The organism is Bacillus cereus group sp. MG20 (assembly GCF_040459885.1).
GTDB classification, from domain to species: domain Bacteria; phylum Bacillota; class Bacilli; order Bacillales; family Bacillaceae_G; genus Bacillus_A; species Bacillus_A cereus.
The window spans coordinates 4,449,111-4,470,184 of record NZ_JARVHF010000001.1 but is presented as its reverse complement, the minus strand read 5'-3'; the positions used below and the strand labels follow the sequence as shown (position 1 = coordinate 4,470,184).

Sequence of the window (21,074 nt, the reverse complement as noted above, 5' to 3'; positions counted from 1 at the left end):
AATAACATTTGATTTCTTTACTTTGTACAAAACAAAATATAATTATTACAACAAAAAAGCTATGCCCTCATACATTTGAAGACATAGCTTTTTTATATTAAATCATTAAAATATCTCGAATTTCTTCCTCTGTGATTGAGGACAATTTCTCTTCTCCCGGCTCAATCACTTCAGCGATTAAATTTTTCTTACTTTCTTGCAGTTCATGCATTTTCTCCTCAATTGTTCCCTGAGCTACTAGCTTTATAACTTGCACTATATTTTTTTGTCCCATTCGATACGCCCTATCGGCCGCTTGTTGTTCAACAGCTGGATTCCACCATAAATCATATAATATTACTGTATCTGCACCAGTTAAATTAAGTCCGGTACCACCAGCTTTTAAAGAAATGAGAAATAGATCTCCTTCTCCTTCGTTAAACCGATCGCACAGCTCTACACGATCCTGCGCTGGTGTACTCCCGTCTAAATAAAAGTATGGAATTGCTTGTCGATTTAACTCACGACCAATAATGGAAAGCATCTTCGTAAATTGAGAAAAAATTAATATTCTCTTCCCTGTACTTCTACATTCCTCTAAAATCTCTAACAGTTGTTCAAATTTAGCTGAACTTCCTTTGTAATCATCAACAAATAAAGCGGGATGACAACAAATTTGTCGCAATCTCGTTAAACCAGCTAAAATTCTAATTTTATTTTTACGTAACGTGTCTTTGTCTAAATGCTTTAACGTTTCTTCCCTTAACTTCGCTAAATAAGCAGCATAGAGACTCTTTTGATCGGGTAATAACTCCGATGATTGTAAGTGCTCTATTTTCTCTGGCAACTCATTTAATACGTCTCCTTTTAATCGTCTTAATACGAATGGTTTCACTCGCTTCGCTATATCTTCACGCCTTAAATCACCGAACTCTTTTCTTCCTGGTAATAATTCCGGGAAGACGACATGGAAGATAGACCATAGCTCTTCTAATGAATTTTCTACAGGTGTACCAGTTAGTCCGAAACGGTATTCAGCTTGAATTGTTTTCACAGCTCTTGCCGTTTGCGTTGTAGGGTTTTTAAACGCCTGTGCTTCATCAAGAAATAGTGTATGAAATGGCCTTGCATATAATCTTATATCTCTTCTCAGTAATGGATATGACGTGATTACGACATCAAATTCCGTTATATCTTTCAAAATTTTCCGGCGCTCTGCTTGGTTTCCATCTGCAATAACTGCTCTAATATGCGGGGCGAATTTTTTCAATTCACTAAACCAATTATAAACAAGAGATGATGGTGAAACGACTAATATTGGCAGTTTCTTTTCTCGAATCTCAGTCAAAACAGAATCTATAAAAGCAATGCTTTGCAACGTTTTTCCAAGTCCCATATCATCTGCTAAAATACCGCCAAAACGGTAATGAGCAAGTGTTTTCATCCATTCGAACCCATATACTTGATACTTTCTCATTTCTGCATTTAAAGTATTTGGCACAGCAAACTTTAATTTTTTCGGATTTTGAATGTTTTCTACTAACTCTTGAACTGAATCATCCAAACTTAAAACATTGCCTTCGTGAAGTCCGTTCATCCATTTTACACTCCGAATAAGCGGAACATTTACCTCTTCTCCATGTAAAAATTCTTTCCGAATACCTGATTCTTTTATAAACTGATTAATTTCATTAAACTCTTTACTCTCTAGCGACAAAAACGAACCGTTCGTCAATCGATAATATTTACGTTTCTCTTCAAGGGCCACTAATACACCTTTAATTTCTGCTTCTGGTATTCCTTTTATATCAAAACGAAATGACAACCAATCAATTCTTTCTTTTCTTCTCACTCTAATAAGAGGAACTGCATCCCCTTTACTAATTCGCAATTTGATTGCTGTCGTCGCATAAATATCAACTAAACCTTTTAATGTTGGCACGACGTGATATAAAAAGTTATACTCAGTTTCTTCATTATGCATAAAGTAACCGCCTTCTGTTTTTGCAAAGGCACTTTCACTCATAATGTCTAAAATCTCTTTTTCTTTTTTCTCATCACGATTAAAAACAGACGGCTGTCCATCCTCTTCTAGCGGATTAATCATGACGTTCCCATAGTGAAATTCAAGACCTGCTAATAAGCGATTTTTCACGCGGTCTAAATACAATTTCGCTTTTAGCGAAGGTGTTTCAACACGATCCGATATTACTTCATCAATGTGTACAGTTCCGAGCTTCATTAATCCTGGTACAACTTTCGCGACGAAATGTTCCATCTTACTTTCTGGAATATAAAACTGATTACTATTTGAGCGACTCATCATCTTTTGTAATTCAATAAGTCGCATACAATCTTCAATGTGTAAGTGATATAATTTCCCACCATAAAGTGCATTGTTATACATATCCATAACTTGTACACGATTTAGACCATCTATATGAAGTGTAAATCCGCCATTATTTCCCCTCGTAAATTCAAAGTGTAACGGCAACAAACCTTTTGAAACTTGTAATCCCTGAAACAGTTGTTTATTTTGTTTCAGCTGTACATATTCAACTTTAGAAAGTGAAGAGAGCATATCTTTCCATGAAGCTGGTGGTATAAATATCATACTTTCATCTTGTTTCGCATGTACTTCTAGCGCATCCTCATACATTTTTTCGTTATGATACATTTTAATGAGCTGCTGAATAATTGCATCCGTTTCTTGTTTAAAACTATGTACATCTGGTGTATATGTAAATTCATTTGAACAATGAAAAGACTCTCTTTTCTCCACCTTAGAAAGAAATTCTCTAATATGATTTATGAAATACACCTTGGCAAGTTTCAATTGAATTCCAAGAAGAGCACCACCACTTCTCGTAGCTACTGGTGTACATATAAACTCAACATCTAATATTTCACGTGTATCAAAACGGTGTTGTTTACTTTTTGGCCTCAGTGGTTTGTCTGCAAACAGCTGAAACATACCACTTGTCAATTGATCATTTCTGTTACTAGTGGAGCTCATTCCACCTGTTTGTTGATTATAGTTTATTTGTATTAATACTGCTGCAACATGTTGACAGTACGTTTGAAAAGACGCTAATGAAGGACAACTACATTCTGCAACAACATCACCCTTTTTGGCTTTTGCTACTGTAACATGGAAATCCTCGTTCCCTTTTACTGTCGCCTCACAAATTTCTTTATTTTCATCGTAATGATCTATTATCACTTTATTTGATTTATAATAGGTTTCACCTCTTTTATATGAGGTCTCTCCGCACACTTCTTTAATAATCGATTTATTCAATGTGAAACTCATCGCTTTGACACTTCCTTAATATAAAACCATTTTCTCTTACTTAACATTTTACATGCTCCACGAGAAAATATAAAATGTTGATTTAACAAAAAAAGATGCTTATTTATAAGCATCTTCTTCACTCTATCTCCATCAACCTCTTCGCCTCAAAATACAACACTTGAATAAACTTCTTCGTATTAATTCGCGTATGACCAGAAGATGCGAGTTCATCTTTCGTCATTTCTGTCATCCGTTTTCTAACTACGGTGAAATCGAAAAATTTTGGAGCATAGCTTTCAAATTTTGGATTTGAAAAGTCTGTTAGTCCTAAAGAAGCCAAATGATTTAACGACTGATAAATAGCTCGACGTACTCTTTGTTCAGACGCTTTTTTCTCTTTATCAATATCCGCACCTAAAGCTAGATCCCCTAATTTCCTTATCGTAATATGATGAAAAATTTCTTTTAACGCAGGAAAGCCAAACTCAAATGTCTGTGCCTTTTCTTGACCATATAAATATTCCAGCATACTAAGTAAATCTTTACTTCCATTCTCTCCCGCAATACCGAGTTCTGATAGTAAAAAGCGTCCTAAATCCCCTATCTTTTTTCCTTCTTGCACTGGTTCAGTACGCAATTGCGGTTTTTCCCACTGAAACACGTTATTCAATGATTTTTGAATATCATGTATAGAACGCTCCAATCTAATACGCTCCATCACTTTGCGTACAACAGATACAACTTCGATTTTATTTAATGGTTTTGTAATATAATATTCTACACCAAGTGTATATGCCTCACCTATAAGCTGCTTCGATTCCACTTGAGAAATCATAATGATTTTCCCCGTGAAAGTTGACGCAATGTGACGAACTGTTTCAATTCCGTCCCTCATCGGCATCAACAAATCAATAAATAAAATATCTACTTTTTTAAAATTTAGTTGATCCGCTTCAATAAAAGCTCCGTCATCCGCCTCACCAATTACTTCTCCAAGATCTCCATCTTCAATAATTTGCGAAAGCATCGAACGGAAAACTTCATCATCGTCTACGATATAATAAAACAAATCTATTCCCCTTCCCGCTTTAAACTACCCTCTGGTAAACAAACGATAAACTTACATCCTCTTTTATTTTCTCGGCCTTCTAATCTCACTTCTCCGCCTAGCTCTGTTACCATTTCATTTATGTAAGAAAGCCCAATACCAGTTGACGGTGTTCCCGTTTGATCATACTTGGAAGTAAATCCTGGCTTAAATACTAATTTCTTATACTTTTGTGCAATACCAGGTCCATCGTCAATTACTTCAAAAAATATATGTTGATCTCTTTTATATAGCTTAATAATAACGACACCTTTATCTTCAATTGCTTCAACTGCATTTGCAGCGAGGTTATTAAAAATTGATAGAACTGTATACACGTGGTATGCAGCATGCTCACCTTCTATATGTTTAGAAAAACGTATATCCTTTTCTAGCATTTCAGCATACTTCTCGTTTATTCTAACAATCATTTCTGCTAACTCATGTCCTTCTACATATTCAGCCACATTTTTATCTAATAACAGTTTAGATAACCCTGCAAATATCCTTTGATTATCCTTTTTTATTTCATGCACTTCCCCCGCTATTTTCAATGCTGTTTTACTACTTGAATCAGCGCTTACTTGTAAATTTCGATATAGTTGATATGCTTCTTGTGTAATTAACTCCGCATTTTGTAACGTCTTTTTCAAATGAACAGATTCCACATATAAATTAGAAAGATGCATTAACATATTTTCATTTTCTTTTCGAACTTGCGATTCTTTTAATTTCGTTTCATATAAATTCATCATATTTAAAAAACCAAGTGCAAAGAAACTACGAAAAATAGCAATAATAATAAGTTTATTCACTTCAGAAATCGTTATTGTTGTACCTAGTACTAACATGTGATAAAACGCAAGTTCTGACATACTTGCAACAATTTCAATTGAAATTCCAAGGCATCCAATAATGATTGGTTTCTGATGGAACTTATTTACCCTACAAAGCGAAAAAAAACTGCCATAAATAAAATAATAGAAGAACACAGGATAACGCAAATAAAATGATTCTGTCATATGAAATGAACCTTGCATGATCCAGTCAAGACATACTCGGAATAAGACTACAGATATACCAACAAGAATACCTGCAACTCCTGCTGGTACTCTTCTTAAAAATAATAATAAAAAGAAGAATAGCGGTGTACCGAAGCTAACTCGAAACGTATCATTAAAGGGATGAAAGTTCAGCTCCCCAGCAATCGGAACAACGACCATTAATATAATTAAAAGGGACATATCTTTCTTCCATAATTGATTCCAATTCAAAGGTGACACTTCCTATACTTTTTTCAGTAGTAAAAGTGAAAGCCCGCTTATTGTTATAAACGGGCTTTCTTTCTATATTCTAACCTTTTCTACCGCTTTTATTTGGCGATACTCTGGCTTCCACATTGCTTCTTGCACTGCCATCTTGATATCGTTATCACTTAAGTTCACTCTTGCAACACCTTCTGCAACTGCAACTTTCGCTACTTCAATTGCAACCATTTCTGAGATATTACGTAATTCTTCGACCTCTGGTAAAATAGGTGCTCCTGGCTGACTTGTATCTACCATACTTGCAACTGCTTCAGCAGCCGCTGCGAACATTCCATCCGTCATGACGCTTGCTCGTACTACAATTGTTCCAAGACCAAGCCCTGGGAAAATAAGTGCATTATTTGATTGTCCAATCACATACGTTACACCGTTATATGTAACTGGTTCAAATGGACTTCCTGTTGCAACTAACGCTCTTCCTTCTGTCCACTCGATTAAATCTGCTGGTTTTGCTTCAGCAAGTGGCGTCGGATTCGACATTGGTAAAATGATTGGTCTTTCTACGTGAGAAGCCATTTCTTTAATAATCTCTTCTTTAAATGCACCTGCAACAGTAGATGTACCAATTAAAATTGTCGGTTTTACATGTTTCACAACTTCAGCAAGTCCGATCACATCATTTTCTTTCCACTCACTTACTTCTGCTTCTTTTCTTGCGTACGGAATTTGGAAATCAAGAAGATCTTCCATATTATCTGTAACTAACCCGTTACGATCAATACACCAGAAACGCTTATATGATTCTTCTTCAGATACACCTACGCGGACCATCGCATCTCTAACTTGATCTGCGATACCGATTCCAGCCGTACCAGCACCAAATACAACAACGCGGTGTTCACTTAGCGGTACACCAGAAGCTTTCACTGCCGATAATACTGCCGCAAGTGAAACTGCACCTGTACCTTGAATATCATCATTAAACGTACAAACGTCATGACGGTATTTATCTAAAATTTTTCGTGCGTTACGAGAGCTAAAGTCTTCCCAATGTAAAAGTGCTTTCGGGAATTGTTTATTTACCGCTTGTACAAACGTATCAATAAATTCATCGTAAGCTTCACCTGTTATACGAGGGTGACGATTTCCAATATAAAATGGATTGTTTAATAGTTCCTCACGGTTTGTACCTACATCTAAAATTACCGGTAATACGCGGCTAGGATCGATTCCAACTGCGGCAGTGTAAACAGCTAATTTTCCGATTGCGATATTAATACCGCCAACACCCCAATCACCAATTCCTAATATACCTTCTCCATCTGTTACAACGACTAAATCAATATTTTCAGCTGTTGCACCGATATTGGCAAACGCTTCTTCAATACCTGATGGGTCGTTAATTGATAAGTAAATACCACGTGGTTTACGATATTCATGGCTATACCTTTGAATTGCTACACCGACAGTTGGTGTATATACAATCGGTAACATTTCACGTAAATGATCTGTTAATATACGATAAAATAATACTTCATTTCGATCATGTAACGCAGTTAAGTATACATTCTTTAATAAATCATCCGGCTGCGAACTAAATTGTTCGTATGCTCGGCGTGCCTGTTCTTCTAACGTTAAAACCGCTGGCGGTAATAACCCTTTTAAACCTAACTCTTCTCTTTCATTTTGTGTGAAAGCTACCCCTTTATTTAAAAGTGGTGTTGATAATACTTCTGCTCCTCTTAATGTTGTTTCTAATGCACCATTAGAAGCTACTGTAAACTTGCTCATAACATCCCTACCTCTATTCATATATAGCATTTCTATATTGTAAACAAAAAAGAGGGGCTTGTCCCCCCTCTTCTTTTAATTTTTCTTTAAAAGAGTTGCTCCTGCAATCCCTGGATGTGTCATTTCGAATGGATCTAGAATTAACTCTAAGTCTTCTTGTGACAGTACACCATTTTTCACACAAAGTTCTCGAACGGATTGCCCTGTCGCAATTGCTTCTTTCGCAACGCGAGCTGCAGCTTCATAACCGATATGAGGGTTCACGGCTGTAATAATTCCTACACTTTTCTCAACATACTCTTTTAAGCGATCTTCATTCGCTTCAATTCCTTTTAAGCAATTATCTGTAAAGGCACGGAAACCGTTATTCATAATGCTAATTGATTGCAGTAAGTTGAAAACAAGTACTGGTTCCATAACATTTAATTCTAATTGTCCTGCTTCTGAAGCAAGGCAAATCGTATGGTCATTACCAATTACTTGGAACGCAATTTGGTTAATAACTTCTGGCATAACAGGGTTTACTTTCCCTGGCATAATAGAAGAACCTGGTTGACGAGCTGGTAACATAATTTCAGCTAAACCAACACGTGGACCTGATGCCATTAGACGAAGGTCATTCGCAACTTTAGACATATTCATCATACATACTTTAAGTGCTGCAGATACTTCAGTATAAGCATCCGTATTTTGCGTCGCATCTACTAAATCTTCTGCACCAACAAGCGGTAATTCACTGATTGCAGCTAAATGTTTTACAACTGCTTCAATATATTCTGGATCTGCATTTAAGCCTGTACCAACTGCAGTCGCTCCCATATTTACTTCATATAAATGTTGACGTGATTGCTTAATACGTTTCATATCACGTTCAAGTACGCGAGAATACGCTTTAAATTCTTGTCCAAGGCGAATTGGCACAGCGTCTTGTAAATGTGTACGACCCATTTTAATAACATGGTCGAACTGTTCTGCTTTTAATTCAAATACATCATGCATATAACCCATCGTTTGTAATAAGCCTTCTAATGCATTTAATGTTGCGATATGAATCGCCGTTGGGAATGCATCGTTTGTTGATTGCGCCATATTTACATGACTATTTGGACTAATATAGTGATAGTCTCCCTTTTCCATTCCTAATAATTCAAGAGCACGATTGGCAATGACTTCATTTGCATTCATGTTCATTGAAGTACCTGCTCCGCCTTGAATTGGATCTACGATGAAATGATCATGCCATTTTCCATCAAGAATTTCTTGAGCAGCTTCTGCGATCACGCCACCCTTGTTCAATTCCAATCTTCCTACATCTGTATTCGCAAGTGCTGCTGCTTTTTTTACAATTGCGAATGCTCTAATTAAACCTTCATGGATTTTGTATCCTGTAATTGGGAAGTTTTCAACTGCACGCATCGTTTGTACGCCATAGTATGCATAGTTTGGTACTTCTTTTTCACCTAAAAAATCTTTTTCAATTCGAACACCATTTTTAACTTCAGTTAATGTTGCCATGATTATTCACTCCTTAACGATTTCTTATGCTGCTTTTGTTTCTTTGACTGTTTCTACATATTGTTTTGCTTTCTCATTATCGAATTCGCCTTCCCACTTCGACATAACAATGGCCGCTAATGCATTTCCTAATACATTGACAGATGAGCGAATCATATCTAAAATGCGGTCAATTCCCGCAATTAACGCGATACCTTCTAGTGGTAGCCCCATTGAACCTAACGTTGCTAATACAACAACGAACGATGCACCTGGAACTCCCGCCATACCTTTGGATGTTAACATGAGAACGAATAATAACGTTATTTGCTCCGTTAGTGACATGTGCACACCGTACATTTGGGCAACAAACAATGCCGCTAACGCTTGATAAATAGCCGATCCAGTCAAGTTAAATGTATAACCTGTCGGAATTACGAAAGAGGCAACTGCCTTCGGACAACCGAACTCTTCCATTTTTCTCATTATATTAGGTAAAACAGCTTCTGAACTTGCTGTCGTAAACGAAAGAATCAGTTCTTCTTTTAAAATTTTTATTAATGTAAAAATGTTTACTCCAACCATTCGTGCATTAATACCTAATACAATCACAACGAATAGTATAACAGTTACGTATACAGCTAGCACTAGTTTTCCTAGCGGAAGTAATGTTGCTACACCAAATTTTGCAACTGTAACGGCAATTAATGCGAATACACCAAATGGTGCAAATTTCATAACTTGATTTGTAACCCAAAACATTGCTTCGAGTACGCCTTCAAAGAAGTTAAAAACAGGCTTTCCTTTTTCCCCAATTGCCGCAACTCCTAAGCCGAATAATACTGAGAAGAATATAATCGGTAATAGGTCACCTTGTGCAATCGATTCAAATACGTTTTTTGGTACAATGTGAACAATTGTCTCAGCAAAACCTTTCTTCTCCGTTGCATCTGCTGTTTGTTTATAAGAAGAAATATCACTTTGCTGTAAATTACTCATATCAACACCAGTACCTGGTTGGAATATATTCGCTGCAAGTAATCCCATTAAAATAGCAATCGTCGTAATAATTTCGAAATAAAGAATTGTCTTACCGCCCAGTTTCCCAAGCTTTTTCATATCTCCTACACCAGCTACCGCAACAATTAATGCTGAAATAACAATTGGTACTACAATCATCTTAATTAAGTGAATAAATATATCCCCAATTGGTGTGATATAAGAAATCGCCGTTTTATTGCCATAAAAGACTGCCCCTACTACAATCCCTAAAACAAGCGCGACAAAAATTTGTGTTGCCAATCCGAATTTTTTCATTTATGTTCATCCCCTTCATGCGAACGCTTTCAATTTGAATTTATAAAAGCTACTCACACATCTTATAAGCGAACCTACAAAATCATACAAAAACCTACAAGTTCGTCACAAAAAATTCAAATATTTTTCTTCTTTTTTTCATTGACACCATTTTGTTAAAAAACGATAAAATAAACTTGATAAGCAATCAGATTATTTCGTATAATCAAAAAGATATATACTTACAACAAATCAAAAGGAAAAGGAGTGGATGTTATGAAAAACTATACAAAGCAATTCGTCCTATCTTCTTCTTTTCTTTTTCATTTTCTTAAAAAGGAACAAAGGCATTCGCCTTTGTTCCTTTTTTATTGCGATCTATATAGGGGGAATTGTTATGAGACCATATAAACGTGTCTTAATTAAATTAAGCGGCGGTGCACTTGCCGATCAAACTGGAAATAGCTTTAACTCCAAACGATTAGAACATATCGCAAACGAAATTTTATCCATTGTTGATTTAGGTATCGAAGTATCCATCGTCATCGGTGGCGGTAACATTTTTAGGGGGCATCTAGCTGAAGAATGGGGAATCGATCGCGTAGAAGCTGATAATATCGGTACACTAGGTACAATCATTAACAGCTTAATGCTTCGCGGTGTTTTAACAAGTAAAACAAATAGAGAAGTACGCGTTATGACTTCCATTCCATTTAATGCAGTAGCTGAACCATACATTCGCTTGCGTGCAGTCCACCATTTAGATAACGGTTATATCGTTATCTTTGGAGGCGGAAACGGCCAACCGTTCGTGACAACAGATTATCCAAGTGTACAAAGAGCCATCGAGATGAATAGTGATGCCATATTAGTCGCAAAACAAGGGGTCGATGGCGTCTTTACAAGTGATCCAAAGCATAATAAATCAGCAAAAATGTACAGCAAACTAAACTATAATGATGTCGTTAGACAAAATATACAAGTCATGGATCAAGCGGCATTACTGCTTGCCCGGGACTACAATTTACCAGCACACGTCTTTAACTTTGATGAGCCTGGTGTCATGAAGAAAATATGTTTAGGCGAACATGTGGGGACGTTGATCAATGATGATGTTACGATGCTGGTGCATGAAAAATAATAATTCCCCACCAAAAAGGGTGCCTTTTGTAGGCACCCTTTCCTAATTCATCATCACAAATAGAAGTCAACCAATCCCGCCACTTTCTCCTTACAACGCTCCCAAAAAGATAACTTTTCAAAAAACTCTTTCGTCATTTCTTTCGAATCATGAAAATCCTCTGTTAACGCCTTATTAACTTGTCCTACAATAGGACCACCATAAATATAAAAATTCATTTCATCATTTATATTGAAGCTACGCGAAGTAAAGTTTGTTGTACCAATAACGGTTAATTCATTATCAATAAGCATTAATTTACCATGGAACATTCCTTTTTTATAACCATATACAGTAATCCCATTATTAACAGCTTGACGTATGTATGGATACGCCGCTTCTTTTATAAGAGGTAGATCCGGTTTATATGACCAAAGTATTTTTACTGTAACACCACGCTTTTGCGCCGCGATTAAAGCATTCATAGATTCTTTATTTTTCGCTATAAAATACGGTGTTGCAATTACAATGGAGTGCTGAGCTTGTTTTATGAGCTCTATATATTTTTCAGCAACGTAATGCCCATTGTAACTAGTCATAGTATGTAATGTAGTCCCTTTACTAGCTTTATTCGTACTTCTCTTTATCTCTTCTTTCGTATCTCGTTTCCAATCTAAAGCGAATTGCTGTTCTAAATCTTTTGCTCCTTCTCCTTTAAGCCGCACATGATAATCACGCCAATATCCAAATCGCTTATCTTTCCCTAAGTACTCATCTCCTATATTAAATCCGCCTGTATAGCCAATTTCTCCATCAATCGTCGTAATACGGCGATGATTACGATGGTGAAGTGAATAAAATCCGAATGGTAATGTAGGTTTTCTACTATATGTAAAATGTACACCACTTTCCCGCAATTCATTTATCACCTTTCTTTCAAATGATAAATCATTAATGCGATCAACTGATAAATAGACGTTTAATCCTTCTTTTGCCTTCTCTTTTAATAAGTTTAAAAAAGTATGGCTACTTTTATCATCCGACAAAATGAAGAAATAAGTGTAGATGGAGCTTTTCGCTTCTCTTATATCAGTAAATAATTGTTTATAAAAAGGCTTCCCTTCTACATATAATTGAAAGTCACTATAATGAGGCGCATACTCTGTCGGCATGTTTTTCCCAGCTTCCATTTTCCTACCTAAGGTAACATCGATATGCATCCATATTAAAATAAAAACGAAAATAGCAATAACAATAGAAGTAACTCGCAATATTTTTTTAATCATTTTAATTTCCTTCCGCTCATTTTCTTTCCACCTTTCTATTTTGTCATTCAAATTTAGATTTCATGCTTCATACAAAAAAGGATGCGACTTAACGTCACACCCTTTTCATATTAAACAAAGTTTCTCGCATCATTATTTCTTCCAAACTTATAAATAGCAATTAAGAAGAATGCTACCGCAAAGGCGAATAAGATTAAAATGTTTAAATACAAATCTGAAATTGGAATTCCTTGTTGTAGTTTTGATACTGTGTCTAATAGCCATCTCTGCGGAAGAAAATCAGCTACTTTTTGTACTGCTTTTGGCATAATGTCATACGGAAAATAGCATCCAGCAAGTAAACATGTCGGTACAATAACCATATTTTGCAGTGCATTTGCCGATGCTGAGTTTTTCGAAAAAGCTACAAGGACTAATGATATTCCAATTGCGATTAATGCAAATAGCATTAGTACGCCCATCATCACTATGAAAGGCATATTGATATTCGTATGAAAAACATTCGTTAGGAATAGGATTGTAATCAAAATTTGTACTGTTAGTATTATCATATTTACCCCGACATTAGATAATATAAATTTCTTCCCATCTATCGGCGTTGATAAGAGTCTAAAATACGTTCTATTTTCTTTTTCTTTTAAAATATAACCTGATAAGTTCGCTGCTGAAAATAGCATAAACATAATAAGATAACCCATCGTTTGGTTTGTCATATCTTTATTTTTCGAAGTATCTTCTAGCGTCTCAGTTTTCATTTTAATTGAACCTTTTTGATATCCTGCGTACATACTATCAAATGCACTTTGATCTGTACCTGCTATTTTACTAATAGCTGCTATATTATCAATATAATTATATAAATATGATTTTATAAATCCTGTTACTTGATCACCTTTAATCGATGAAATTTCAATATGCTCTGGTTTCCCTTCTCGAACACTTTTTGAAAAACCAGAATCTAATGTAATAACTCCATCAAGTTTTTTGGAAGTGAGTTTATCTTCTACTTCAGACTCCTTAACCTTACTCACATTCACATGATTTAATCCTTCTAAAAACTTTATCGTATCATTTGCTATCGGCTCATTTTCTTTATTTACAATCCCGATATTTAACGTTCCTTGCCCTGCATTTCCGTATATCGAGAAGGAAATGAGCGTCCCTATTATCGGCAAGCTAATTATAATGAGTAAACTTTTTTTATTTTTCAAAAGCACAGATAACGTTTTTTGTATGAGCCATAAAATATCCTTCATACTATAGCCCCTCCCGTCTACGTAATGCAATAATTGCAATTAATAAAAAGAGTGCTGAAATTCCAATGTTTAAAGAAATGACTGGTAGTGCTGCCCCTACATCATTCGCATAAATAATTTTCATAACAGCTGTATTTGCCCAAGTTAATGGCGATAAGTTCGTAACGAAATTTTCTTCTACTACGAAATATGCACCTCCAAAAATAGAAGCTAATTGCACAACAACCATAATAATTGCCCTAGACGCTTCAGCTGTTTTCGTAATATATCCGATTCCTAAACCGAAGCTAATTGCTAGAAAGACTTGTGTTAATAAAATAAGAAATATGATTCCAAGATGGTCGCCCCAATTCGCTTGAAAAACAAATTTACTAAATAACATGACGAGTAATATGCACAGGGCATTTGCTACTAGGCTACCAAGTACTTTTCCAATGAATATTTCAGCTTTACTTATAGGTGCAGCAATGAGACGATCTCCTGTTTTACGTATTCGTTCTCCTCGAATTAAAGAACTCGCTCCCATCGCAGCATATAGTGCAATCATCGTTGTCATTACAACCGCATAGTAATCCATAGAACCTGGTTTTTTCGCAGCTTGTAAAGATGTTTCTTTTATATAATCATTATGATTTCCGTTTGAAATAACCGTACTAACCTTAGTAGGATCTACTTTTGCAACTTCGACCGCTACATTGTACTTATCAACAAATGTTGTAAGCATTCCTTCCACAATACTTCCCTCAATACTACTTTTGTCACTTCCATAAAATTTTGCACCATCTTTATTTAACTCTACATAAGCGGCATATTTATTTTGCTTCACTTCTTCTTTCCCATCTATACTGCCGGAAGCTTTTTTAAAATGAATACCTGATTTATCCACTTCTTTCGTAAATGCTTCAAATGATTGAGAAAACGTGCTACTCGCTTCATCTTTATATAGCACTTGTATATCTTTAATCGAATGACTATCACTATTAAATGCGTTGGTTAACGCTGTTCCTAACACAAGCATAAGCACAATCGGAAATGCTAACATAAAAACTAAAGTCCTTACGTCTCTGAAATCTCTTTTAATATGCATAATTGCAATATTGAAGATGTTCAATTGATGAACCTCCCTTTACCTTTTCTTCATTTACTTTTTATTTATCTCGTAAGTTTCTTCCCGTCAATGTAAGAAATACTGTTTCTAAGTTGGGAGCCTGCTCCTCTAATGAACGAATTTCAATATCATGATTGATACAGTGTTGAATGATTTTATTTAAATTATTTAATCCCGCATCAGAATTCACTTTAATTACGTTTTCTTCAATTTGAACTGCTTTCACACCGTTGATCTCTTTTAACTTTTCTACATCTAAATTTTCTACTGACTTCACTTCAATCCAAATATCTTTCGTATCTGTAATAATCGCTTTTAACTGTTCTTTCGTACCTTCTGCAATCACTTTACCGTGGTCGACAATTGCGATTTTCGTACAAATCTCTTCTACTTCTTCCATGTAGTGGCTCGTGTAAATAATAGTGCTTCCCATTTCATTTAACTTCCGGACAGACTGAAGAATATAGTTTCTTGACTGCGGATCAATTCCAACTGTCGGTTCATCCATAATAATTAACTTCGGTCTATGTGCAATTGCACAAGCGATATTCAATCTTCGCTTCATCCCGCCAGAAAAGTTTTTCGGATAACTTTTCTGTTTATCACTAAGTCCTACAAATTGAAGTGCTTCCTCTACTCTCACTCTTAGTTCGGCCCCTCTTAATCCGTACAATCCAGCAAAGAACTTCACATTTTCATAAGCAGTTAACTCTTCATAAATCGCAATATCTTGCGGAACAATACCAATATTCATCTTTGCAAATCGATTATGTTTCTTTATATTTTTTCCTAGTATGCTAATTTCGCCTTCATTACTTCTTAACAAACCAGCAATCATATTAATTGTCGTACTCTTACCAGCACCATTCGATCCTAAAAAGCCAAATATTTCTCCTTCTTTAATAGATAAAGACATATTATCAACTGCGATGAAATCACCAAATTTTTTCGTTAAATTTTTAATTTCTAATGTATTCATCATTTCACCCCTATTTCGGTTTCTCTGCTGTTATTATAAACAAAAAGAATGAACCTGCTCAGTGCAGAAGTTCATTCTTTTCACATGAGAATATTCACTTTTTTCATATGAGATGATTCATCTTCGTCCCATTCTCTTATATCGGAAACAACATTGTCACTGAAAAACCACTTGTTCCATCTACAATAATTTTGCCGTTTACTGATGCTGTTCGCTCCTCCATCCCCATAATACCGAGACCTTTCTTAACAAGAGCTGCGCCTTTCCCGTTATCCTTCACTTGCACCTTAACCATCTTGTTAAGCACATGAATATCTATAGAAATAACTGTCGCATCAGCATATTTCATTGCATTTGTTAGTGCTTCTGTAACATTCTCACCGATAATTTTCCACTGAATGGGAGAAATCATATCTAAGTTCCCTTTGTATACAAAAGGAATATTCACATCATTCTTACCGGCAAATTCCTCTATGAATAATTTCATACGATGAATACCAATTTGCTCAGTTGGTGGCTTCATATTTTTTAATGTAATGCGAATACTTTCAATTCCATCTTTTGAAATGTGAATTGCATTTTGTAATAACTCCGCAGATTTTTCTTTATCTATTTCCATTAACCTTTTTGCTGCTTCCATTTGAATAAGTGCACCCGTCATCGAGTGACCAATTTTATCATGAATTTCTTGCGATAACCGATTTCTCTCTTCTAGCTTAAATGTGTATTCAGATTGTCTTATGTACTCTTTATTTTCATGTAAACTTTTCGTAAGTCGTTGCATATCTTTTCGCATTTTATCATTTTGCGATTCAAGCTTTACTACACGCGATATATATCGATCTGCCATAGTTAAAACGAGAAAAGTAAATGCAACAATTAATCCATAAGTCATTCGAATACTTTCATCTGCAATCGTAATTGGGAGCATCATAATGACAAAGCGTGGCCAATTCTTTTCTATGTAATGGAATGTAATTTCGTATAAGTTCAAAGGTAAAAACAAAATAAAAAATGGATGAACCCTCCATGTAAATAACATAACTACGCCAATGGACATACAGATTAATATTTTTTTATACGTATCTTTTTTAAATATAGAAATCATTACGTTTACAGAGAGGTAAATAAGTAAAGTAAATATAACCCATGGTAAATTTGCTACATTTACGTAAATATAACTAAACACAATATATAAAAAGACAATTAATTTACTTACAGTTAACCAAAATTCCATATCATTAATCTACTTTCCCTGTTAAGTAATAAATCGCAATTTGTGTGCGATGTTCAAGTTCAGTTTTCCCTAAAACTGACGTAATATAATTTGCAATTGTTCCCTCAGATATAAAAAGCTGTTTCGAAATTTCTTTATTTGAGAAACCTTTTGCAATTAATGCGATAATACTAAGCTCCCTTTCTGTGAAAAGGCTCTTATCAATTTTACATTCTTCCTCTTTACTTTCCATTAAATTAGACTTAATTTTATCAAGAACAACATCTTGCATAACAGTTTGACCGTTATAAACCCCTTTTATCGCATCACGAATACGCTCCGGATCGTTATTTTTTAATAAATAACCTTTCGCTCCGTTTTTTACTGCATCCAAAATATATTCATCATCATCAAACGTCGTTAAAATAAGCGGTTTTGTTTTCGTCTCTTCACAAATGAACTTCGTCGCCTCTACCCCGTTCATATTTGGCATGCGAACATCTAATAGAGCGATATCAACATCGTTCTTTTTGCAATACTCCACTGCTTCTTTTCCATCATTTACTGTATCTACAACTTCAAACTCTTCATATGTATTTAAAATAATTTTCATGCCTTCTCTAATAAAAGAGTTATCATCCGCTATTAATATTTTAATTTTCATGTTTGTTAGTATGGCCCTTCCCCTACTAACATTCACATCCTTTCTTCCCGTAACATTTCCTACTTGCTCATTATATACTTCTCTTTACCATTTTTTCACACCTTTTTTCATCTAGCACTCCTGCAAAAAATATATTATTCTTTTTTTACAAAATGTGTAGGGTGACTTATCATTCTTTACGTCTATATAATAGAATGCGTCAAAAAGGAGGGAGAGACCGATTGAGGAAAAACAATTAATTGAAAAAGCACAGCAAGGAAGCGAGCATGCTTTTCGTATCCTTGTACAAACATATCGTCATTATATTTTTCAAGTTATCTTTTCTATTTTAAGACATGAAGAAGATGCTAAAGATGTTACACAAGAAGTATTCGTAAAAATTCATACCTCTCTCCCAAATTATCAATTTCGCGGATTAAAAACGTGGATGGCACGTATTGCCACCAATCACGCTATTGATTATAAGAGAAAGAAAGCTAGAGAACACGAAGAACTCTCCTTATGTAAAGAAACAGAGGAAAATATAAAATCCTCTCATAACATTGAAGCTTTACTATTGACGAAAGAGCAAAAATTACTTATTGCTCAAAAACTGAGAGAACTTCCGGAAAATTACCGTGACGTTGTTCTCGCGCATTACTTAGAGGAAAAAAGCTATCAAGAAATTGCTTTCCAAGAAAACATCGAAGTGAAAACAGTAGAAATGAAACTGTATCGGGCAAGAAAATGGATAAAAAAACATTGGAAGGAGGAAGAGTTTCTATGATGCATTATTCAAAAGAAGATTGGCGCAATTATACATTAGATTTTATAGAAAACAATGAACGTAAATCTATGGAAGAACACCTTTATGAATGTGATCATTGTTTAGCACTTTATATGGAAAATATTGATGAACAACATGAAAACCTTCCAATGATAAATGATGATTCATTTACGAACGAAGTTATGACGCAAATTAATTTTGAAACGCTACAACCTAATGAAAATATAAAAACAAACTCACTAAAACGCACAATTATTCACTACATAATTGCGACTGCAGCTACAATTATTTTTATGGTAAGTGGTTTATTCCAATATATTTTTACAGCGACATCAAATTTCGAGAAATCTTCAAAACATAACGAGTCTTCTATCTCACAACAAATTGTAAACAAATCGGTAGATACATCAAAAAAGGACGGAGGTTTAAAGCATGAATAAAAACCCCTTTTTAGCACTTGTATTAGGGCTAATTCCTGGGCTTGGACATTTATACTTAAAAAAGCTAGGACGGTTTATTCTATATAGCGGAGGATCTTTATTTCTATTCTCCTTTGCAGTATTTTGTACCATAGTAGTAAGAGGACGTGATATTGCTTTTCTTTCTCTATTTTTACTAGCTGTTCTATGGGTAATTAACTTACTAGATTTAGTTATCACCATTATAAAACAAACGAAAAAACAAGAAGCTGGAGAATTGATAAATTCCTCTAAAGAGAGCGAGCGATTTTATATCATTCTCCTATCCATCATCCCTGGACTTGGCCATTTCCAATTAGGACTTATGCAACGTGGACTTACATTTTTAGTAGCTTGCACAGGAATCGGAAGTATGATTATTTTCGTTGCACTTTTAACATCGCAAGAAAGTTTTCTTATCTTCCTTATTACATTACCTGTTTTATGGATTTACAATTTCTTCGATGTTGTTCAGCAACTCCAGAAAAAAGAACGTGGCGAGCAACTAGATGACCGTACTATTTTCGAAGATTTTGAAGAACATCGAGAGCAAGGAAAGAAAAGTAAAACATTTGCTTCTATTTTAGCGATGTTCCCTGGAGCAGGTCATATGTATTTAGGTTTACAACGCCGTGGTCTTCAGCTTATGGCAGCCTTTTTACTATCTATTTATTTACTCGACTTATTAAGACTTTCTGCGTTTTTATTTTTAGTACCAATCATTTGGTTCTATAGCTTTTTTGATGCGTTACAGCAAACAGCAAAATACGGAAAAGAACGAGTACAAGACGAACCCATTATCGATTATTTTATAAATCATCAAAGATGGATCGGTATCGGATTAATTACACTCGGTGGTTATTATTTATTAAATCAAACAGTCCTTCCTATTTTGAATGATTATTTTGTAACTATATTTAATATTCATCTTAGTGAACTATATTATCGCTATTTCCAGACATCTATCGTTGCGCTCCTTTTAATTGGCGGCGGCTTTAAATTGTTACTTGGAAATAAAGAAAACAAAGGTGGGACAAGCGAATGAGGACTTGGCGTGTTGGAACATTCTCAATGGGGCTTTCTATTATATCGTTAGGATGCTTTTTACTATTTTCAGTCGTAAAAGGAATTCAAGTATTAGATACACTAACTGCATGGTGGCCAGTTTTACTTATCATACTTGGAGCTGAAGTTTTACTATACCTTCTATTTTCTAAGAAGGAACAATCATTTATTAAATATGATATTTTTAGTATTTTCTTTATCGGTGTTTTAGGAAGCGTCGGAATTGCTTTTTACTGTTTATTATCAACTGGATTACTAGAAGAAGTTCGTCACTCTATTAACACAACGAGGCAAACGAGTAATATTCCAGACGGACAATTTGATATACCTGAATCTATCAAAAAAATCGTAGTAGATGCAGGTCATCAGCCTCTATCGATAGAGGGAAATAATACAAATCAAATTCACCTTTTGGGAACTTATGAAATGACGACGAAAGCAAATGAAAAACTCAATTTAAAACGAGATGATTTCCTTTCAGTTCAAACGGCTGGAGAAACGATGTATATCACTTTAAAATCATTACCTGTTCAGCATACGTTATTTAATTCAGCACCACAGGTGAAACCAACGCTTGTTCTTCCGCAAAATAAAAATGTGGAAATCCGTGCTTCAAATAACGAACTATCTCTTTATCCAGGTCAATTACAAACTAATTGGTTTGTACAGGAAAGCTCAAGAGTATCTGTCCATCTTGCAAAAGAGAGTGATGTATCTTTAACAGCAGTAACAAATCAAAAAGAAACACATGGAAGCACACCTTGGGAACAAGTAGAAGATTTAACGAAAAAAGAAAATACTTCTCCAGAAGAACATCCAGAATTAAACAACCAAGAACATTGGTATAAAAATTCGATTAAAACTGGAAATGGCACGTACAAGTTAAATATTGAGAAAGCTTATAATTTGAATATGAGTGTTCTCGAAAAATAAAAAACCTTCCGCA

Annotated in this window: 17 protein-coding genes; 5 read left to right on the top strand and 12 right to left on the bottom strand. The window is 35.0% G+C overall.

Going from position 1 to position 21,074, the window contains the following annotated elements:
* Positions 1-97: 97 nt before the first annotated feature.
* The 6 genes from QCI81_RS23025 to QCI81_RS23000 all read right to left on the bottom strand — a co-directional run bounded on the left by QCI81_RS23025 (position 98) and on the right by QCI81_RS23000 (position 10,231).
* On the bottom strand, positions 98-3,292 hold the full coding sequence (locus tag QCI81_RS23025; RefSeq protein WP_071730908.1) for a DEAD/DEAH box helicase: 3,195 nt from the start codon (positions 3,290-3,292) through the stop codon (positions 98-100).
* 118 nt (positions 3,293-3,410) lie between these two features.
* Positions 3,411-4,343 (bottom strand): response regulator, encoded by a 933-nt coding sequence (locus tag QCI81_RS23020; RefSeq protein WP_006918521.1) that lies wholly within the window; start codon positions 4,341-4,343, stop codon positions 3,411-3,413.
* A 2-nt stretch (positions 4,344-4,345) separates the two neighbouring features.
* Positions 4,346-5,644, bottom strand: a complete 1,299-nt coding sequence (locus QCI81_RS23015; RefSeq protein WP_002195356.1) for a sensor histidine kinase — start codon at positions 5,642-5,644, stop codon at positions 4,346-4,348.
* A gap of 63 nt (positions 5,645-5,707) precedes the next feature.
* On the bottom strand, positions 5,708-7,420 hold the full coding sequence (malS, locus tag QCI81_RS23010; protein ID WP_003270074.1) for an oxaloacetate-decarboxylating malate dehydrogenase: 1,713 nt from the start codon (positions 7,418-7,420) through the stop codon (positions 5,708-5,710).
* 75 nt (positions 7,421-7,495) lie between these two features.
* Positions 7,496-8,935, bottom strand: a complete 1,440-nt coding sequence (aspA, locus tag QCI81_RS23005) for an aspartate ammonia-lyase (RefSeq protein WP_000224199.1) — start codon at positions 8,933-8,935, stop codon at positions 7,496-7,498.
* A gap of 24 nt (positions 8,936-8,959) precedes the next feature.
* A complete protein-coding gene (locus QCI81_RS23000) occupies positions 8,960-10,231 on the bottom strand; it encodes a cation:dicarboxylate symporter family transporter (RefSeq protein ID WP_000713291.1) in 1,272 nt (423 codons plus the stop codon).
* 376 nt (positions 10,232-10,607) lie between these two features.
* Between QCI81_RS23000 and pyrH the strand changes: the two genes are divergently transcribed.
* A complete protein-coding gene (gene pyrH / locus QCI81_RS22995; RefSeq protein ID WP_001248059.1) occupies positions 10,608-11,351 on the top strand; it encodes a UMP kinase in 744 nt (247 codons plus the stop codon).
* A gap of 53 nt (positions 11,352-11,404) precedes the next feature.
* Here pyrH and cls read toward each other — a convergent pair whose 3' ends face one another.
* From cls to QCI81_RS22965, 6 genes are all read right to left on the bottom strand, one after another.
* Entirely contained in the window at positions 11,405-12,616 is a 1,212-nt protein-coding gene (cls, locus tag QCI81_RS22990; protein WP_000591938.1) for a cardiolipin synthase, read from the bottom strand.
* A gap of 110 nt (positions 12,617-12,726) precedes the next feature.
* Positions 12,727-13,872, bottom strand: coding sequence for an ABC transporter permease (locus QCI81_RS22985; protein ID WP_071730904.1), 1,146 nt, complete (start codon positions 13,870-13,872; stop codon positions 12,727-12,729).
* Position 13,873: 1 nt separating this feature from the next.
* Complete coding sequence (locus tag QCI81_RS22980; protein ID WP_001020156.1) at positions 13,874-14,983, bottom strand: ABC transporter permease; 1,110 nt, start codon at positions 14,981-14,983, stop codon at positions 13,874-13,876.
* Positions 14,984-15,020: 37 nt separating this feature from the next.
* Positions 15,021-15,959 (bottom strand): ABC transporter ATP-binding protein, encoded by a 939-nt coding sequence (locus QCI81_RS22975; RefSeq protein WP_001093826.1) that lies wholly within the window; start codon positions 15,957-15,959, stop codon positions 15,021-15,023.
* A gap of 136 nt (positions 15,960-16,095) precedes the next feature.
* Complete coding sequence (locus QCI81_RS22970) at positions 16,096-17,196, bottom strand: sensor histidine kinase (RefSeq protein WP_071730902.1); 1,101 nt, start codon at positions 17,194-17,196, stop codon at positions 16,096-16,098.
* A gap of 4 nt (positions 17,197-17,200) precedes the next feature.
* Positions 17,201-17,839: a response regulator transcription factor gene (locus QCI81_RS22965; protein WP_000694105.1), complete on the bottom strand. Its 639-nt coding sequence runs from the start codon at positions 17,837-17,839 to the stop codon at positions 17,201-17,203.
* A gap of 220 nt (positions 17,840-18,059) precedes the next feature.
* On the opposite strand from QCI81_RS22965, the gene QCI81_RS22960 reads away from it, so the two are divergent.
* Genes QCI81_RS22960 through exsE form a run of 4 tightly spaced genes read left to right on the top strand, consistent with a single transcriptional unit; the run spans position 18,060 to position 21,061 of the window.
* Complete coding sequence (locus tag QCI81_RS22960; RefSeq protein WP_306236426.1) at positions 18,060-18,605, top strand: RNA polymerase sigma factor; 546 nt, start codon at positions 18,060-18,062, stop codon at positions 18,603-18,605.
* On the top strand, positions 18,602-19,045 hold the full coding sequence (locus QCI81_RS22955) for a hypothetical protein (protein ID WP_071730898.1): 444 nt from the start codon (positions 18,602-18,604) through the stop codon (positions 19,043-19,045). Before QCI81_RS22960 ends, QCI81_RS22955 begins: the two co-directional genes overlap by 4 nt.
* The gene (locus QCI81_RS22950; protein ID WP_001039125.1) at positions 19,038-20,108 is read left to right on the top strand and encodes a hypothetical protein; all 1,071 of its coding nucleotides are present in this window, start codon (positions 19,038-19,040) and stop codon (positions 20,106-20,108) included. The genes QCI81_RS22955 and QCI81_RS22950 overlap by 8 nt, the downstream gene beginning before the upstream one ends.
* The gene (exsE, locus tag QCI81_RS22945) at positions 20,105-21,061 is read left to right on the top strand and encodes an exosporium protein ExsE (protein WP_071730896.1); all 957 of its coding nucleotides are present in this window, start codon (positions 20,105-20,107) and stop codon (positions 21,059-21,061) included. Before QCI81_RS22950 ends, exsE begins: the two co-directional genes overlap by 4 nt.
* The last annotated feature ends 13 nt before the right edge of the window (positions 21,062-21,074 follow it).

What these genes read in the sequence shown, in the direction of transcription:
- QCI81_RS23025 (WP_071730908.1), bottom strand. Translation starts at nt 3,292, where the DNA reads ATGAGTTTCACATTGAATAAATCGATTATTAAAGAAGTGTGCGGAGAG.
- malS (WP_003270074.1), bottom strand. Translation starts at nt 7,420, where the DNA reads ATGAGCAAGTTTACAGTAGCTTCTAATGGTGCATTAGAAACAACATTA.
- aspA (WP_000224199.1), bottom strand. Translation starts at nt 8,935, where the DNA reads ATGGCAACATTAACTGAAGTTAAAAATGGTGTTCGAATTGAAAAAGAT.
- QCI81_RS23000 (WP_000713291.1), bottom strand. Translation starts at nt 10,231, where the DNA reads ATGAAAAAATTCGGATTGGCAACACAAATTTTTGTCGCGCTTGTTTTA.
- pyrH (WP_001248059.1), top strand. Translation starts at nt 10,608, where the DNA reads ATGAGACCATATAAACGTGTCTTAATTAAATTAAGCGGCGGTGCACTT.
- cls (WP_000591938.1), bottom strand. Translation starts at nt 12,616, where the DNA reads ATGATTAAAAAAATATTGCGAGTTACTTCTATTGTTATTGCTATTTTC.
- QCI81_RS22985 (WP_071730904.1), bottom strand. Translation starts at nt 13,872, where the DNA reads ATGAAGGATATTTTATGGCTCATACAAAAAACGTTATCTGTGCTTTTG.
- QCI81_RS22975 (WP_001093826.1), bottom strand. Translation starts at nt 15,959, where the DNA reads ATGAATACATTAGAAATTAAAAATTTAACGAAAAAATTTGGTGATTTC.
- QCI81_RS22970 (WP_071730902.1), bottom strand. Translation starts at nt 17,196, where the DNA reads ATGGAATTTTGGTTAACTGTAAGTAAATTAATTGTCTTTTTATATATT.
- QCI81_RS22965 (WP_000694105.1), bottom strand. Translation starts at nt 17,839, where the DNA reads ATGAAAATTAAAATATTAATAGCGGATGATAACTCTTTTATTAGAGAA.
- QCI81_RS22955 (WP_071730898.1), top strand. Translation starts at nt 18,602, where the DNA reads ATGATGCATTATTCAAAAGAAGATTGGCGCAATTATACATTAGATTTT.
- QCI81_RS22950 (WP_001039125.1), top strand. Translation starts at nt 19,038, where the DNA reads ATGAATAAAAACCCCTTTTTAGCACTTGTATTAGGGCTAATTCCTGGG.
- exsE (WP_071730896.1), top strand. Translation starts at nt 20,105, where the DNA reads ATGAGGACTTGGCGTGTTGGAACATTCTCAATGGGGCTTTCTATTATA.